Annotated in this window: 13 protein-coding genes; 1 reads left to right on the top strand and 12 read right to left on the bottom strand. The window is 66.4% G+C overall.

The window, feature by feature from the left end; genetic code table 11:
* Positions 1-29: 29 nt before the first annotated feature.
* The 8 genes from rbsD to LPA35_RS14340 form a co-directional block, all read right to left on the bottom strand.
* Entirely contained in the window at positions 30-419 is a 390-nt protein-coding gene (rbsD, locus tag LPA35_RS14375) for a D-ribose pyranase (RefSeq protein WP_121507634.1), read from the bottom strand.
* A complete protein-coding gene (gene rbsK / locus LPA35_RS14370) occupies positions 416-1,360 on the bottom strand; it encodes a ribokinase (RefSeq protein ID WP_228897437.1) in 945 nt (314 codons plus the stop codon). The genes rbsD and rbsK overlap by 4 nt, the downstream gene beginning before the upstream one ends.
* Positions 1,357-2,379, bottom strand: a complete 1,023-nt coding sequence (locus tag LPA35_RS14365) for a LacI family DNA-binding transcriptional regulator (protein ID WP_218298903.1) — start codon at positions 2,377-2,379, stop codon at positions 1,357-1,359. Before LPA35_RS14365 ends, rbsK begins: the two co-directional genes overlap by 4 nt.
* Before the next feature lie 57 nt (positions 2,380-2,436).
* Complete coding sequence (locus LPA35_RS14360) at positions 2,437-3,429, bottom strand: ABC transporter permease (protein WP_228897436.1); 993 nt, start codon at positions 3,427-3,429, stop codon at positions 2,437-2,439.
* Positions 3,426-5,090 carry a sugar ABC transporter ATP-binding protein gene (locus LPA35_RS14355; protein WP_228897435.1) on the bottom strand — a complete coding sequence of 555 codons (1,665 nt, stop codon included), beginning with the start codon at positions 5,088-5,090 and terminating at the stop codon, positions 3,426-3,428. The genes LPA35_RS14360 and LPA35_RS14355 overlap by 4 nt, the downstream gene beginning before the upstream one ends.
* A gap of 87 nt (positions 5,091-5,177) precedes the next feature.
* On the bottom strand, positions 5,178-6,131 hold the full coding sequence (locus LPA35_RS14350; RefSeq protein ID WP_228897434.1) for a sugar ABC transporter substrate-binding protein: 954 nt from the start codon (positions 6,129-6,131) through the stop codon (positions 5,178-5,180).
* A 466-nt stretch (positions 6,132-6,597) separates the two neighbouring features.
* Complete coding sequence (locus tag LPA35_RS14345) at positions 6,598-8,280, bottom strand: AMP-binding protein (protein ID WP_099731323.1); 1,683 nt, start codon at positions 8,278-8,280, stop codon at positions 6,598-6,600.
* A 74-nt stretch (positions 8,281-8,354) separates the two neighbouring features.
* Positions 8,355-9,098: a hypothetical protein gene (locus tag LPA35_RS14340; RefSeq protein ID WP_228897433.1), complete on the bottom strand. Its 744-nt coding sequence runs from the start codon at positions 9,096-9,098 to the stop codon at positions 8,355-8,357.
* Positions 9,099-9,195: 97 nt separating this feature from the next.
* On the opposite strand from LPA35_RS14340, the gene LPA35_RS14335 reads away from it, so the two are divergent.
* A complete protein-coding gene (locus LPA35_RS14335) occupies positions 9,196-10,092 on the top strand; it encodes a triacylglycerol lipase (protein ID WP_228897432.1) in 897 nt (298 codons plus the stop codon).
* Positions 10,093-11,007: 915 nt separating this feature from the next.
* Here the strand turns inward: LPA35_RS14335 and phhA are convergent.
* The 4 genes from phhA to LPA35_RS14315 form a co-directional block, all read right to left on the bottom strand.
* Positions 11,008-11,847 (bottom strand): phenylalanine 4-monooxygenase, encoded by an 840-nt coding sequence (gene phhA / locus LPA35_RS14330; protein WP_218298897.1) that lies wholly within the window; start codon positions 11,845-11,847, stop codon positions 11,008-11,010.
* Positions 11,848-11,912: 65 nt separating this feature from the next.
* Positions 11,913-12,881: a tripartite tricarboxylate transporter substrate binding protein gene (locus tag LPA35_RS14325; protein ID WP_121422215.1), complete on the bottom strand. Its 969-nt coding sequence runs from the start codon at positions 12,879-12,881 to the stop codon at positions 11,913-11,915.
* 73 nt (positions 12,882-12,954) lie between these two features.
* Positions 12,955-14,067: a 4-hydroxyphenylpyruvate dioxygenase gene (hppD, locus tag LPA35_RS14320; protein WP_056059508.1), complete on the bottom strand. Its 1,113-nt coding sequence runs from the start codon at positions 14,065-14,067 to the stop codon at positions 12,955-12,957.
* Between the two features lie 186 nt (positions 14,068-14,253).
* A complete protein-coding gene (locus LPA35_RS14315) occupies positions 14,254-15,243 on the bottom strand; it encodes a lipase secretion chaperone (protein ID WP_228897431.1) in 990 nt (329 codons plus the stop codon).
* Between the last annotated feature and the right edge of the window lie 2 nt (positions 15,244-15,245).

Raw genomic sequence — 15,245 nt, 5'->3', positions numbered from 1 at the left:
AAACCCGCAGCCTGGCCACCCAGGCTGTGTCAGAACGTCACGCCCGCCACCAGAATCACATTGGCATAAGGCGTGCACTCACCCGTGCGCACCATCACACGGGCTTGCTGGGTCAAGCGCTTGAACTCATCGTGCGATACGGCCTGGGGATCCACCGGCAAGTGGCACCAGGCGGGCAACTGCCCTCTATTGCGCTCCACGGCTTCGGTGGCGATCAGCGCTTTTTCGACCTGCATTTCGTCCAGCACCACCCGCAGCACATCGGCCACGGCCGGGATGCCCGGCGTCAGCGCCAGGTCGATGCGGCGCGGGCCATTGGGGATGGGCAGTCCCACGTCGCCAATCACCAGCATGTCGCCGTGGCCCAGGGTGGCGATGGCGTGGGAGAGTTCGGCGTGCAGCAGGGCGGTGCGTTTCACAGGGGGCTCCAGGCGGGCGGTTGGGGGCTTTGCGCCACGGCGGCGCGGGTGGGGATGGAAGGCTGGGCGCCGGGCTGGGTGACGCACAGGGCCGATGCCCGAATGCCTTCGCGCACGGCGGCGTCCAGCGGATCGCCGCGTGCCAGCGCCACGGCCAGTGCCCCCAGGAAAGTGTCACCAGCGGCCGTGGTGTCCACGGCTTTCACGACCAGGCCGGGGTGGTAGCGGTTGCCTGCCGCATCGGCGGCCACGGCGCCCGCAGCGCCCAGAGTTACTACGACCTGTGCGGGGCCCTTGGCGCGCAGGGCTTGTGCGGCCTGCGCGGCATCGGCGGGGGTGTCCACGCTCTGGCCCGCCAGCGCGGCGGCTTCCACCTCGTTCACCACCAGCGTGTGCACCAGCGGCCACATCGCATCGGGCAGGGGCTGGATGGGCGAGGGGTTCAGCACCACCGGGCAACCCGCCCCACGGGCCATCTCGGCGGCGGCCAGCACCTGGGGCAGGGGGGTTTCGAACTGCAGCACCAGGCCGCCTGCGCCGTGCAGTGCGGTGCCCAGCGCGGCGGCATCCAGCACAAAGCGGCCGTTGGCGCCGGGCACGACCACGATGCGGTTTTGCCCGCTGGCCTCCACGGTGATGGCGGCCACGCCGGTGGTGGTGTCGGTGTCGGTCTGCACGCCGCTGTGGTCTATGCCGTCGGCATCGAGCCCGGCGCGTAGCGTGTGGCCGTAGCCGTCATCGCCCACGCGGCCAAACAAGGCCACCTGGGCGCCCTGGCGCGCGCAGGCCACCGCCTGGTTACCGCCCTTGCCGCCGGGGACCAGGTGCAGGGCGTCGGCCAGCACGGTCTCGCCAGGGCCCGGCGCGTGTTGAACCTGCAGCACCAGGTCCATGTTCAGGCTGCCGACGACGGCGATGCGGGGCGTGTGGGTGGTGCTCATGCCGCACCTCCAGGCGCATGGGCCGTGGAGGCGCGCACGCGCAGTTCGGGCTGCAGCATCACTTTGCGTGCGTCCTGGCGCTTGCCATCGATGCGCTCGAGCAGCATGTCCACGGCCAGCGCGCCGATGCGCTGCTTGGGCTGGGCCACGGTGGTGAGCGGCGGGCTGGTGAAGGCGGCCAATTCGATGTCGTCAAAACCCACGATGGACAGTGCCTCGGGCACGCGCAGGTCGCGTTCGTGCGCGGCACACAGCGCGCCCATGGCCATGAGGTCGTTACACACGAAGACGGCGGTGGGCGGCTCGGGCGCGCGCAGCACGGCGTGCATGGCTTCGTAGCCACCCTGGCTCGTGAAGTTGCCATGCCACAGCAGGCCCTCCCCCGCGCCGCAGCCCGCGTCGGCCAGCGCGGTGCGCCAGCCGGCAATGCGCTGCTCGCTGGGTGCAATGCCGTCGGGGCCGCCAATGCAGGCAATGCGGCGGTGGCCCAGCGACAGCAGGTGGCGCGTGGCCAGCAGGCCGCCCTGCATGTGGGCGGTTTCCACCAGGTCACAGGGCTGTTGTTCGGCGATGTCGATTTCTCGGTCCACCAGCACGGTGGGGATGGACAGGCCCGCCAGCTGCGTGGCCAGCGTGGCGTCGTGCCCGGTAGAGACCACGATGAGCCCATCAATGCGCCGCTCGGCCAGCACCTGCAGGTAGGTGCCCTGGCGGTGGGCCTCGTCATTGGTGTTGCACAGGATGACGTTGTAGCCTGCGCCAAAGCAGCGGTCTTCCACGCTGTGCACGATCTCGGCAAAGTAGGGGTTGGAGCTGTTGGGGATCAGCATGCCCAGCGTGCGCGTGTTGTTGCTCTTGAGGCTGCGCGCAATGGCGCTGGGCACGTAGCCCAGGGCGCGGATGGCGGCCTCGACGCGCTCGCGCCCCTCGGGGCTCACGCGGCGCGTGCCGTTGACAACGTGCGACACCGTGGTGACCGACACCTCGGCGTGGCGCGCAACGTCCTTGATAGTAGCCATGCAAAAAGAAGAATGAGGTCGTTGTTGGTGGGGCAGACGGTCGCGGTAATCAGTCTCTCAGACCTTGGCGCGGCGCTGGCGCAGCGTGTCCACGATGACGGCCGCCACGATCACAAAACCCGTGATGATGCGCTTGCTGGGTTCGCTGGCGCCCACCTGGGCCAGACCCGCCTCCAGCACCGCGATGATGAGCACGCCAAACGCGGTGTTGACCACCGAGCCGCGCCCGCCCATGAGGCTGGTGCCGCCAATCACCACGGCCGCAATCACCTGCAGCTCCATGCCGGTTCCGGCGTTGGGGTCGGCGGCTTCCAGCCGGGCCGACTGCATCAGCCCCGCCAGGCCCGCCAGCAGGCCGGTCATGGCAAACACGATGACGCGGATGGGGCGCGGGTCCACGCCTGCGAGGCGCATGGCTTCTTCATTCGTGCCAATGCCCACCACGCAGCGGCCGAACACCGTGCGCGACAGCACCAGCTGCGCCACCACCACCAGCACCACGGCCAGCAAGAACGCGAACGAGATGCCGCCAAAGAAGGGTGCCGACAGCCACGAGATCGCATCGCCCACGTACTGCGTGCGCGAGTCGGTGACCACGTAGGCGCTGCCACGTACGGCTTCGAGCATGCCCAGCGACACGATGAACGAGGGCAACCGCCACGCGACGGAAATGGTGCCCGTGATGGTGCCGCACACCAGGCCCGTGGCCAGTGCCAGCGCGGCGGCGGCGGGCACCGTCCAGCCCCACTGCAGGATGGCAGCGGCCGAGGTGGCGGCGGCCAGCGCCATCACAGAGCCCACCGACAAATCGATGCCCGCGATGATGAGTACAAAGGTCATGCCCACGGCCATCACGGCCAGGGCCGGGATTTCGTTGGCGATGGTGATGAAGGTCTCGGCGCTCCAGAAGTATTCGGACAGCGACGAGAACAGCGCCACCATGCCTGCCAGCACGGCCAGCAGGCCCAGGTAGGTGCCCAGCTGGCTGCGCCAGACCGAAGCGGAGGAAGGCGCCGCAGCGGGCGCGGCAGATGCGGTGGGAGCGTTCATGCGGTCACAGGAGAAGAGGTTGAAGGGGTGGTGCTGGTGCGCCTGCCGGGCTCGGAGAACGCGGCCGCCAGCAGCGATTGCTCGGACCACTCGCCGCGCTCGAACACGGCCACCAGGCGGCCTGCGCTCATCACGCCGATGCGGTCGGCCATGGCCATGAGTTCGCGCAGGTCCGACGACACCATGAGCAGCGCGCGGCCTTCTGCGGCCATGCGGTCCAGCTCGCCATACAGCTCGGCGCGTGCGCCCACGTCCACGCCGCGCGTGGGTTCATCGAGCAGCAGCACGCGGCCTTCGCGGTGCAGCCAGCGGGCAAACACCACCTTTTGCTGGTTGCCGCCCGACAGTTGCCCCACGGGCTGCTCTGCGCCGTGGCAGCGCACGCGCAGGGTGCGGATGAATCCCTGCACCAGGCGGCTTTCGAGCCCGCGCTGCAGCCAGCCGCCGCGCGACACGGCCGACAGGTCGGACAGCGTGGCGTTGATGCGGATGGGCTGCGACAGCAGCAGGCCCTGGGATTTGCGGTCTTCGGTGACCAGGCCCACACCGGCGGCGATGGCCTGCAGCGGCGACGCGAAACCACGGGGAATCGTGCGGGGTGCGGCCTGGGAAACCGCAGGTTTCTGGTTTGCTATGTTTTGTATAGCTGGTTGCGCTTGCACATCAAGCGCTAGAGGCTGTTTTTGTTCAAATTCTGGGTGCAGCGTCACGCTGCCGCGGTCTGCCCGGTCCGCGCCGAACAGCAGGCGGACCAGCTCGGTGCGGCCCGATCCAACCAGCCCGGCAATGCCGAAGATCTCGCCCGCGCGCAGCTCCAGGCTCACGTCCTGCACGGCGGTGCCCCGGCCCAGGCCCTGGGCGCTCATCACCACGGGGCCGATGGGGCGGCGCGGGCGGTGGTCCAGGTCGCTCACCACGCGGCCCACCATGCGCTGCACGAGGTCGTCTTCGCTCATGCCCGCCATGGGGCGCACGTCCACCAGGCGGCCATCGCGCAGCACGGCCACGCGGTCGGCAATGCGGCGCAGCTCTTCGAGCCGGTGAGACACGTAGATGATGGCCACGCCGCGTGCGGTGAGGTGGGCGATCTGCTCGAACAGGTAATTGGTCTCGCGCGGCGTGAGCATGGCCGTGGGCTCATCCAGCACCAGGATGCGCGTGTCGTCCTGCAGGTTGCGCGCAATCTCCACCATCTGCTGCTGGCCGATGCCCAGCTGCGAGACCGGGGTGGCGGGGTCGATGTTGTCGAGCCCGATCTTGGCCAGCTGCGCACGGGCGGCGGCGTGCAGCACATCGCGCTGCAGCCAGCCCAGGCGGTGCGGCAGGCGGCCCATCAACAAATTCTCGGCTACGGTGAGCGTGGGCACCAGGCCCAGCTCCTGCATCACCATGCGCACGCCGTGGTGCTCGGCATCGCGGCGCGACGTGGGGGCGTAGGCCTGCCCCGCCAGCAACATGCCGCCGCGCGTGGGCTGCTCCAGCCCGCAGAGGATCTTGGACAGCGTGCTCTTGCCCGCGCCGTTCTCCCCGGTCAACGCCAGCACCTCGCCCGCAAACAGCTCCACGTTCACGCCGTCGAGCACGGTGGCGGTGTAGTCCTTGCCCACGGCCTGGATGGCGAGCAAGGGCGGGGACTGAGGAGCGGGCGAGCGACTGGGCATGGGGGCTTGAAGTGGGCGGCTGCAGGGCGGGGTTTATCGGTTGAGCGGCGAACAACGCCAGAAGGGCCTTGTTCGCCGCTCTCGGATTTACTTGCTGTCTTTCGTCACCAGCACCACATCCGTCTTCACCGCGGCGGGCAGCTGGTTCTGCGGCGTCTTGGCGGCCAGGGCCTTCTGCGCCAGTTCGATACCGAACACGGCCTGCTTGGCGGCGTACTGGTCGGCGGTGGCCAGCACGCGGCCGTCGGCCAACATGGGCTTGATGGCGCCGATGTTGTCGTAGCCCACCACCTGCACCTTGCCGGTCTTGCCAGCGGCCTTCACGGCGGCCACGGCGCCCAGGGCCATGCTGTCGTTGCCGGCCAGCAAGGCCACGAGGTCAGGGTGCTCGCGCATCATGCCGGCGGCCACGGTGTTGCCTTTTTCAATTTCCCAGTTGCCGGACTGCACGCCCACCACGGTGATGTTGGCGGCCTTCATGGCGTCCTGGTAGCCCAGGGTGCGCTGCTGCGCATTGAAGGTGGTGGACACGCCTTCGATGATGCCCACCTTGTCGCCCGCCTTCAGCGTCTTGGCCAGGTGGTCGCCCACCAGCTTGGCGCCTGCGCGGTTGTCCGGGCCCACGAAGGGAACGGTGATGTTCTTTTCCTTCAGCGCGTCGGCATCGAGCTGGTTGTCGATGTTGACCACGAGAATGCCTTTGTCGATGGCCGCCTTGACCACGGGCACCAGCGCCTTGGAGTCGGCCGGGGCCAGCACGATGGCGCTGACCTTCTGCGCCATGGCTTGTTCGATCATCTTGATCTGCGCTGCCGTGTCGGTCTCGTTCTTGATGCCGTTGGCCACCAGCGTGTATTCCTTGGCGTGGGCCTTCTGGTGCGCCTTGGCGCCGTCTTCCATGGTGCGGAAGAACTCGTTGGCCAGCGACTTCATGATGAGCGCGATCTTGGGCTTGTCCTGCGCGAAGGCAGGGCTGGCCAGCAGGCTGCCCACAACGGCGAGGGCGGCGGCGGTCTGAACGGAACGGCGGGTGAACTGCATGGGTGTTGTCTCCAGGTTGGAATGTGGACAAAGGCAACGCTGAACAAGCCTCTCGCGCCCGGCGCATCCCTGGCTCAGGACGGTCTGCAGCGTTGCAAATCCTCGCGATAGCTACGGCTATCACTGTGGTTTGCGCCTTGCAGCCCATCCCGATCCAGGGCCCGCCGCATCGCGGAGGCTTATTCAGCGTCGCCCTAAGGCGACCGACAGCGTGGAGGGAAATCCCCGGCAGCGCCCCCAAAAAGGAGCGGCTGCGGATGCCCGGTGCCTTGTCGCGATTGGGATGATAACGAAAGCAAACGTTTGCGCAAACGTTTGCTAGTCGGTGAAAACCCGAAGATGCAGACATTGGAGTACCGGTGCAGTGGGGCGACCTGCATGGTCGGAACCCAAGAAAAAGGGCGCCGAAGCGCCCTGGGGGAGGTGGCAGGGGGCGGCGCTTGGCGCGCTGCCCTTGTGAACAGCGTCAAGCCTTGCGCAATTCCCTGCGCAAGATCTTGCCCACATTGCTCTTGGGCAGCTCGTCGCGGAACTCGATGTACTTGGGGCGCTTGTAGCCCGTAAGGTTCTGGTGGCAGTAGTTCGCCACTTCGTCCTCGGTCAGGGCGGGGTCGTTCTTGATGATGAACACCTTGATGGCCTCGCCCTGTTTCTCGTCGGGAACGCCAATGGCCGCGCATTCGACCACGCCGGGGCACAGGCTGATGACCTGCTCCAGCTCGTTGGGGAACACGTTGAAGCCGCTCACCAGGATCATGTCCTTCTTGCGGTCGATGATGCGGGTGTAGCCCTGCGGGTCCATGATGCCGATGTCGCCCGTGCGCATGAAGCCGTCGGGCGTGAAGGCCTTGGCGTTTTCTTCGGGCTGGTTGTAGTAGCCCACCATCACGTTGGGGCCGCGGATGCAGATCTCGCCCGACTCGCCCTGGGGCAGGCTGTTGCCTTCGTCGTCCTTGATGGCGATGTCGATGCCCGGCAAGGGCAGGCCGATGTTGCCGCTGAAGGTGGTGCTGATCACCGGGTTGTTGGTGCCGATGGCGCAGGTCTCGCTCATGCCCCAGCCTTCGATCATGGTGCTGCCGGTCACTTTCTGCCACTGCTTGGCCGTGCCCTCGCTGGCTGCCATGCCTCCGGCCTGCGACACGCACAGGTGCGAAAAATCCAGGGTCTTGAACTGCGGGTTTTGCAGCAGCGCGTTGAACAGCGTGTTCACCGCAGGCAGCATGTGGAAGGGGCGCTTCTTGAGTTCGGCCACGAACTTCGGAATGTCGCGCGGGTTCGGGATCAGCGTGAGGCTGGAGCCTTGGCGGATGGCCAGCAGGCACAGCGTGAGCGCGAAGATGTGGTACAGCGGCAGCGCGGCAATGGAGTTGGCCTTGGAGAGGTCGCCCACCTTGGACAGTGCGGGCGTGAACCACGCCTCGGCCTGCAGCGTGGCGGCCACGATGTTGCGGTGGGTGAGCACCGCGCCCTTCGACAGGCCTGTGGTGCCGCCCGTGTACTGCAGGAAGGCGATGGAATCGAGCGTGGCCTGGCTGGGCGCGAGCGACTTGTGCTCGCCCAGCGACAGCGCCTTCTTGAACGTGACGACCTTGCGGCCGTTGGACAGCGGCAGGTCATACGCAGGCACCATCTTGGCGAGGTGGCGCACGGCGAAGGTGATCCATTTGCCAAACCAGAAGCCCAGCAGGTCGCCCATGGAGGCCATCACCACATGCTTGACAGCCGTGTGGTCAATGACCTCAGCCAGCGTGTGGGCAAAGTTCTCCAGGATCACGATGGCCGTGGCGCCCGAGTCCTTGAGCTGGTGCTCCAGCTCGCGCGCGGTGTACAGCGGGTTCACGTTCACGCAGGTGTAGCCTGCGCGCAGCACGGCCGCCATGGTCACGCCAAACTGGGGGATGTTGGGCAGCATGATGGCCACGCGCGCACCCGGCTCCAGCCCCAGGCTCTGCAGATAGGCCCCCAGCGCGGCCGAGCGGCGCTCCAGCTCGCCATAGGTCATCCACTGGTCCATGCAGACCGAGAACGGGCTGGATGCGTGTTTGCGGAACGACTCTTCCAGCAGGTGGGCCACAGAGCGGTATTGCTCGGGCTTCACGTCGTGTGGGACGCCCGGGGGGTAGCTCTTGAGCCAGATCTTTTCCATGCGCTTGTTTCCTTGTGCTCGCCAAATGCCATTGATAGGTGGGCACAGATTGTGGAAGGCGGGCGCGTAACGGACTATCGGGCTTGTCCTAGTGTGCTGGCGAGCTGGGTCCCGCAGGTGACAGGATCGGCATCGAAGAGCAAATCCATCAGCGCGCGCTCGCGCTGCTCGATGGTGGCCAGAAACTGCTCCACCCCGCCGCGCTGGCGCGCGAGCTGGCCGAAGGTGTCAAACCCGGCCTCCAGAAACCTCTGCAACGCGCCCATGCCGGCCGCGTTGGCCGGGCCGCGCATCATGCGCAGCATCACCCGCAGCCCAGGTGTGCGCGTGAGGCGCGCCAGATCAGTGCCCATGGCCAGCACGCGCTGCAGCTGCTGCGCTCGTGCATGGCGCTGGCCCACAGTGCGCCAGGCAGCGGTGTAGCGGGTGGCAGCGTTGGCCGCATCGGCTTCAAGCAGCAACCACGCGCGGCCCATGTCCTGGTCCAGCTCCTCGGTCTGTGCGTGCAGCACGGCCAGGGCCACGGCGGTGGTCACCACGGGCTGGGGGAACATGGTCTGCAGCGTGCCCGCAATGCGGCCAAACTGCAGATCGCGGTCGGTGTAGTCGGTGTCGCTGTACAGCTCTTCCAGAAAGAACTGCGCTGCGGGTCCGAACGCGGGCGAGCCCATCAGGTCCGCATAGGTGCCCCGAAAGCGCCGCGCCTGCAGGCTTTTGACGCTGCCCACCGCCGCCCCCAGCGCCGGGTCGCCCGTGCGGTGCAGGCGCAGGGCGGTCACGTCGGCGATGCAGTCGCGGATGGTCTGGGCGGCATCCATGGGGCGGGGTCCTTTCTGCGTTCTGAGGGGTGCGGTGTCGGGCGGTGGTCAGACCGCACAATGCGGCTGGTCCATTACAACATTTGCCCTCACCACCATGATCGCGCGCTGGCAACGAATCCTGCTCCTGTTCATTCTGCTGACCATGGCCGCCTGGCTGGTGTGGCAGTGGCCCTATTCACCGTTGCGTGCCGTGCTGGGGGCACTGGTGCCGCTCTGCATTTACCTGGTGGTGATGGCGGTAGAGTTTGTGCTGATGCACATCACCAACCGTGCCGATACTGCGCCCCGCGCCCGCCTGTCACAGGTCGTGGGTGCCTGGTGGGCCGAGGTGTGGGTGGCGTTGATGGTGTTTTGCTGGCGCCAGCCGTTTCGCCACCAGTCATTGCCCGATTGGCTGCCTGCGCAGCCCGCCGGAAAGCGCGGCGTTGTGCTGGTGCATGGCTTCATGTGCAACCGGGGCCTGTGGCTGCCGTGGTTTGCGCCATTGCAAGCACGGGGACATGCCTATGTGGCGGTCAATCTGGAGCCGGTGATGGGGTCGATTGACGAGTATGCCGACATCATCGAAGACGCTGTGCGCCAAGTGACGGCTGCCACGGGGCAGGCGCCGGTGTTGTTGTGCCACAGCATGGGGGGCTTGGCGGTGCGGGCGTGGCTGCGGGCGCACCAGGCCGACGGCCGAGTGCACCGGGTGTTGACGCTGGGCACGCCCCACGGGGGCACGTGGCTGGGGCGGTTCAGCCGGGCGGTGAATGGGCGGCAGATGAGCTTGGCGGGGGATTGGGTGGTGGCCTTGCAGCGGGCGGAGCCTGCAGGGCGGGCGGCGTTGTTTACCTGTTGGTATTCGAACTGCGACAACATCGTGTTTCCGGCGACCACCGCGGCGTTGGCGGGGGCGGAACACCGCTTGGTGGAAGGGGTTGCGCATGTGCAGATGGCGTTTGACCCCGGGGTGATGGAGGCTTGTCTGGAGGAGATAGGTCGAGGGTGATTCTGTGGTTTTTTGGCTGCTAGCGCCTGTCTATAAAGCGTTGGTAGCTATTGATTTTGTAGTGTTTTGTTGCGTGCGCTGATTGGGGGCGTGCCTTTGTTGAGGGCGGAGGCCGGGAGTCGCCCGGCGTGCGAGTAACTTTCTTTTGCTTCGCCAAAAGAAAGTCACCAAAGAAAAGGCGACCCCCAGTCTGCGACCCCTTCGCTGTGCGAAGGGGCAAACCTGCGGCGGGGCGGTTGCGGGGTGCGCCGTGGAACTCGCTTTGCTGCTGCGCAGCGCCGCTCGGACAACCACGGCGAGTCAGATCACGAAGCATGGGCGCTTCGACGCCCATGCCACCCCACAACCGCCCCGCCGCAGGCGCAGCCAGCAGGGGGTTGGGCAGCCGAACATCCAAACATCCACACTTGCCATCGCTGCGCTCGGCCGCGCCTGCGCAGCGCGTGGCGCTTGCGCCCGCGAGATGGGGCCGAGCGAAGCAATGGCCCGAATGGATGTCCGTCGGGTTCCCTTCTGTATGCGCCTGGGGCGCGCAGGGCGCGGGGTGGGCATGGGCGTCGGAGCGCCCATGCTTCGTGAACTGACTCGCCGCAGTTGTTTGAACGGAGCGCGTCAGCGCGCAGTGAGTTCTGCGGCGCACCCCGTGACCGAGCACCCCAGGTTGCCCCGCAGCGCAGCGAAGGGGTCGCAGACAGTAGGGTCGCCCTTTCTTTGGTGACTTTCTATCGGCGACGCGAAAGAAAGTTACTCGCATGCCGGGCGACTCCCGGCCTCCGCCCTGAAACACTGGCACGCCTTCCAAACTAGCACGCCAAAGCTTCAAGAGGTTCAGCCCGTACGGCCGCTGAATGCTATGAAAATGGTAGCTATTGGTGCTTTATAGAAAAGCGGTAGCAGCCAATTTCATTCGAAAAGTCAAGCCGCAACAGCTTCCCGCTCATCCGCAGCAAACTCCGGCAACCCCCGCAGCCGCTCATAGATCGGCGCAAAGTCCGCCGCCGTCATCTCGAACAGCTGCTCAAAACTGTCGATCACAAAATACGTCTGCTGGTACGTATCGATCTTGTACCGCGTGCGCATGGTGCGCTCCAGTTGCAGCGGAATGCGCTGTGGCTCCGGGCTCTGCACTGAGTACGCCAGTTCGCCCGACGAACTCAAAATGCCCGCGCCATAGGCCCGCAACTGCCCCGCTTCGCGGATCAGCCCGAACTCGATGGTGTACCAGTACAAGCGGCTCAGCATCTCGCACGACCCCAACCCTTGAGCCTTCAGACCGCCCTGGCCGTAGCGCTGCACATAGTCCGCAAACACCGGGTTGAACAGCAGCGGCACGTGGCCGAATAGGTCGTGAAAAATGTCGGGCTCGACGATGTACTCGAACTCCTCGGGCTTGCGGATCCAGTCCGTCACCGGGAACTTGCGGTTGGCCAGCAAGGTGAAAAACGGCACCTCGGGGATCAGCCCGGGCACGCCCACCAGCTCCCAGCCTGTGGCCTTGTAAAGGCGCTCGTTGACCTCTTCGAAGCGCGGAATGCGGTCGCTGGCGCCCAGTGAGGGCAGGGCGTCGATGAACGCCTGGCTCGCCAGGCCGGGCAGCAGGGCGCGCTGGCGCTCGTACAGGCGGCGGTAGGTGTCGTGGTCGGCGTCGGTGTAGCTCGCGTAGTCCTGCGGGCAGGTGTAGTCCGCGTTGGCACGCGAGTAGTCGCCACGCGGTGGGCGGGTGGATTGGCCATAGACGACAGGGGCTTGTCCCATTTTTTTCTCCTTTGCCGCCATGGTCGGCGCACCGCGACGGGGGTGCGCACCAGCCCACGCGGCTGCTAATCGATCTTGATCTTTGCGGCCCGGATCAGGAACTCGTACTTGCTGTTTTCCGAGCGCACAAACTGCGCAAACCCGTCGAGCGTCAGCTCTTCGGGCGTGATACCCATCTTCTTGAACTTCTCCTTGCCAGCGGGCGAATGCATCGCTGCCGAGAACGCATTGGCGTAGCGGCGCGCGTCGGCATCGGGCAGCGAGGCGGGCGCGAACAGGCCGAACCAGGTCGACACGTTGAAGCCCTGGACGCTGTCGTTGATGCTGGGCACGTTCGGCAGCGCCTCATTGCGGCTCAACGTGGTTACACCCAGCGCCAGCAGCTTGCCCGACTGGATCTGCGGCAACGCCGAGGCCAGGTTGTCAAACACCATCAGCACCTGGCCGGATTCCAGCGCGGCCAGCGCGGGCTTGGAGCCCTGGAAGGGCGTGTGGCCCATCTTGGTGTTGGTGAGCGACTTGAACATCTCGGCCGAGATGTGGCCGATACTGCCGTTGCCGCCCGATCCGTACTTGGCCTGGTCCGGGTTCTTCTTGAGGTACTGCACCAGCTCCGGCGTGGTCTTGATCCCCAGCTTGGTGGCCTGCGCCGCGCTGACCACCAGCACGTTGGGCGTGCGGGCTACCAGCGCGATGGGCTTGAAGTCCTTGAGCGCGTTGTAAGGGAAGTTCTTGTACAGCCAGGGATTGACGGCGTGGGTGGCCACGGCGCCCATCAGCACCTGGTTGCTGGTCTTGGGTGATTTGGCGACCTGGTCCGCACCGGTACTACCACCCGCCCCCGGTTTGTTCTCCACGGTAATGGAGCCAAGCTGGGCTGCAGCACCCTCGGCCACGATGCGGGCCGAGGTGTCCAGCGGACCACCAGCGGGGTAGGGAACCACGATGGTGAGCGGGGCAGAGGGGCTTTGGGCCATGGCAAAGGTGGCCACACAGGTCAGGCCAACACTGAACAGGGTGCTACGGAGCGACATCGGGATCCTTATGAGTTCCGGGGAGCGCGCAGTATAGGCACCTGTTCAGGGTTAACCCTGGATGTCTGATGTCTTAGGTGTTCAGCACGCCACGGCGGATCTGGTCGCGCTCCAGCGATTCGAACAGCGCCTTGAAGTTGCCTTCGCCAAAACCGTCGCGGTAGTCGCCTTCGCGCTGGATGAATTCGAAGAACACCGGGCCCAGCATGGGGGTGGAGAAAATCTGCAGCAGCAGGCGGGGCGTGCCGTCGGCCGTGGTGCCGTCCAGCAAGATGCCGCGCGACTGCAGTTCGGGCACAGGCTGGCCGTGGCCGGGCAGGCGGGTGTCCAGCATTTCGTAATAGACCTCGTTGGGCGCGGTGGCCAGCTGCACGCCGGCCATGCCCAGCTTGTCCACCACGTCCAGCAGGTTGTCGCAGATCAGAGCGATGTGCTGGATGCCTTCGCCATTGAACTGCATCAGGAATTCTTCGATCTGGCCGCCGCCCTGCTTGGACTCTTCGTTCAGCGGGATGCGGATCTTGCCGTCGGGCGCGGTCATGGCCTTGGACGTCAGGCCCGTGTATTCGCCCTGGATGTCGAAGTAGCGGATTTCGCGGAAGTTGAACAGCTTCTCGTAGAAATTGGCCCAGAAGCCCATGCGGCCCCGGTACACGTTGTGGGTGAGGTGGTCGATGAGGTTCAGTCCATGGCCCACCGGGCGGCGGTCCACGCCTTCGATGAACTCGAAGTCGATGTCGTAGATGGATTTGCCGTCTTCAAACCGGTCGATCAAATACAGCGGCGCACCGCCAATGCCCTTGATGGCGGGCAGGCGCAGTTCCATGGGGCCGGTGGGGATCTCGATGGGCTGGGCGCCCAGCTCCAGCGCGCGGTTGTAAGCCTTGTGCGCATCCTTCACACGGAAGGCCAGGCCACAGGCGGAGGGGCCGTGCTCGGCGCCGAAGTAGGCGGCCTGGCTATGGGGCTCGCGGTTCAGGATGAAGTTGATGCCGTTCTGGCGGTACAGCACCACATCCTTGGAGCGGTGCTTGGCGACCAGGGTGAAACCCAGCTTTTCGAACACGGCCTCCAGCACGCCGGGCTGGGGCGAGGTGAATTCGACGAACTCGAACCCCATCAGGCCCATGGGGTTGTCCCAGGCTTCGAGCTGGGCGGCGGTTTCTTGCGGCAAGGCGGCGTTCATGGGGTGTCTCCGGCATTCGTTGAGGAATGTCATGGACTGTAGGCGCGCCCTGCCTCATGTTTCTGGCGAAATCAAGAGGCTTGGGCCTCCGATTTGCAGGAATATTGTGAATGATCAAATTTCAGCGCAAGACGAGGGCGCTACCCCGGTATGTGGCGGCTGTCTCTTGCGTGGGGCCAGGGGAGCTCAGGAGCCTGACGCAGCAGGTGGCAGGCGCCGCAGCGCCAGGGCGGCGTCGATGCGTTGTTGCTCCTCGGCGGAGAAAAGCTGCTGGCGCAGTTGCTGCAATGCGGGGCCTTCGCCTTGTTGGCCGCGCGCCTGGTTGTACTGGTCAAGCCGCTGCTGCCAGTGTTGTTCTTCCCGGTCGAGCTGGGCCATCGCGTGGGCGGCGGCCTCGCCGTATTGCGCACTCCGGGCCGCGTGGCGGGTGCGCTCGTCGGTGTTTTGCGCGTTGAACGCGGCGGTCTGGGCGGCGGCACTCAGGTGTTCGGTGGTGGCGGCGCGCTCGGCGCGGCGCGCTGCGGGCAATTCATTCTCTGCATCGCGCAAGGCCTGGGCGCGCTGTTCAGCGCTGAGCTGGGGGTTGCGCTCGATTTCCAGGCGTGCCAGGGTGTAGCGGTCCAGTTCCGCCTCGCGGGCGAACAGGGCGTCGTGCTCGGGGCCGTCAAAAAACTGCTGGCGCACCTTGTGGCGCGCTTCCAGCGCCTCGCGCAGGGCACCGGGGTCGTTCGGGTCCTGGGGAGGACGCAGTTGGCCCAGGGCCACGCGGTAGTCCACATAGCGCTCGGCCAGCGCCAACGCACGCGTAGCCAGGGCTGCCGGGAAGTGTTTGCCCACCAGCGCCGCCAGGCGTTGTTTGAGTGCGGCGGGGTCTGTCGCGCCGTCCTCCAGGGCTTCTGTGAGCAGTGCCTCCAGCGTGTCGCGCAGGCCGTGCGTCAGCAGGGGGTCTTCACCGCGGTCGGGGTCGGTGGCGCGGCGGGTGGCAAAGAAGCTGCTCTCCATGGGCCGCGCCGACAGGGTCTGGCCTGCACCGCCGGTTGGCGCTTCCGCCGCGCCGGGCACCGAACGCGGGTCCACCGCGCCCGGCAGGCCTTGCTGCGAACCCGGCCACCAGACCACGGCGGCCGCGGCGGCGACCAGAGCCACCCCTGCGGCGAAGGCGCGGGCGCGGTTCACGG

Origin of the sequence: Acidovorax sp. Leaf73, from assembly GCF_916855635.1 — a bacterium.
GTDB lineage: Bacteria > Pseudomonadota > Gammaproteobacteria > Burkholderiales > Burkholderiaceae_C > Acidovorax > Acidovorax facilis.
The sequence above is the reverse complement of the archived record's forward strand: the minus strand, read 5'-3'. Positions and strand labels throughout refer to the sequence as shown.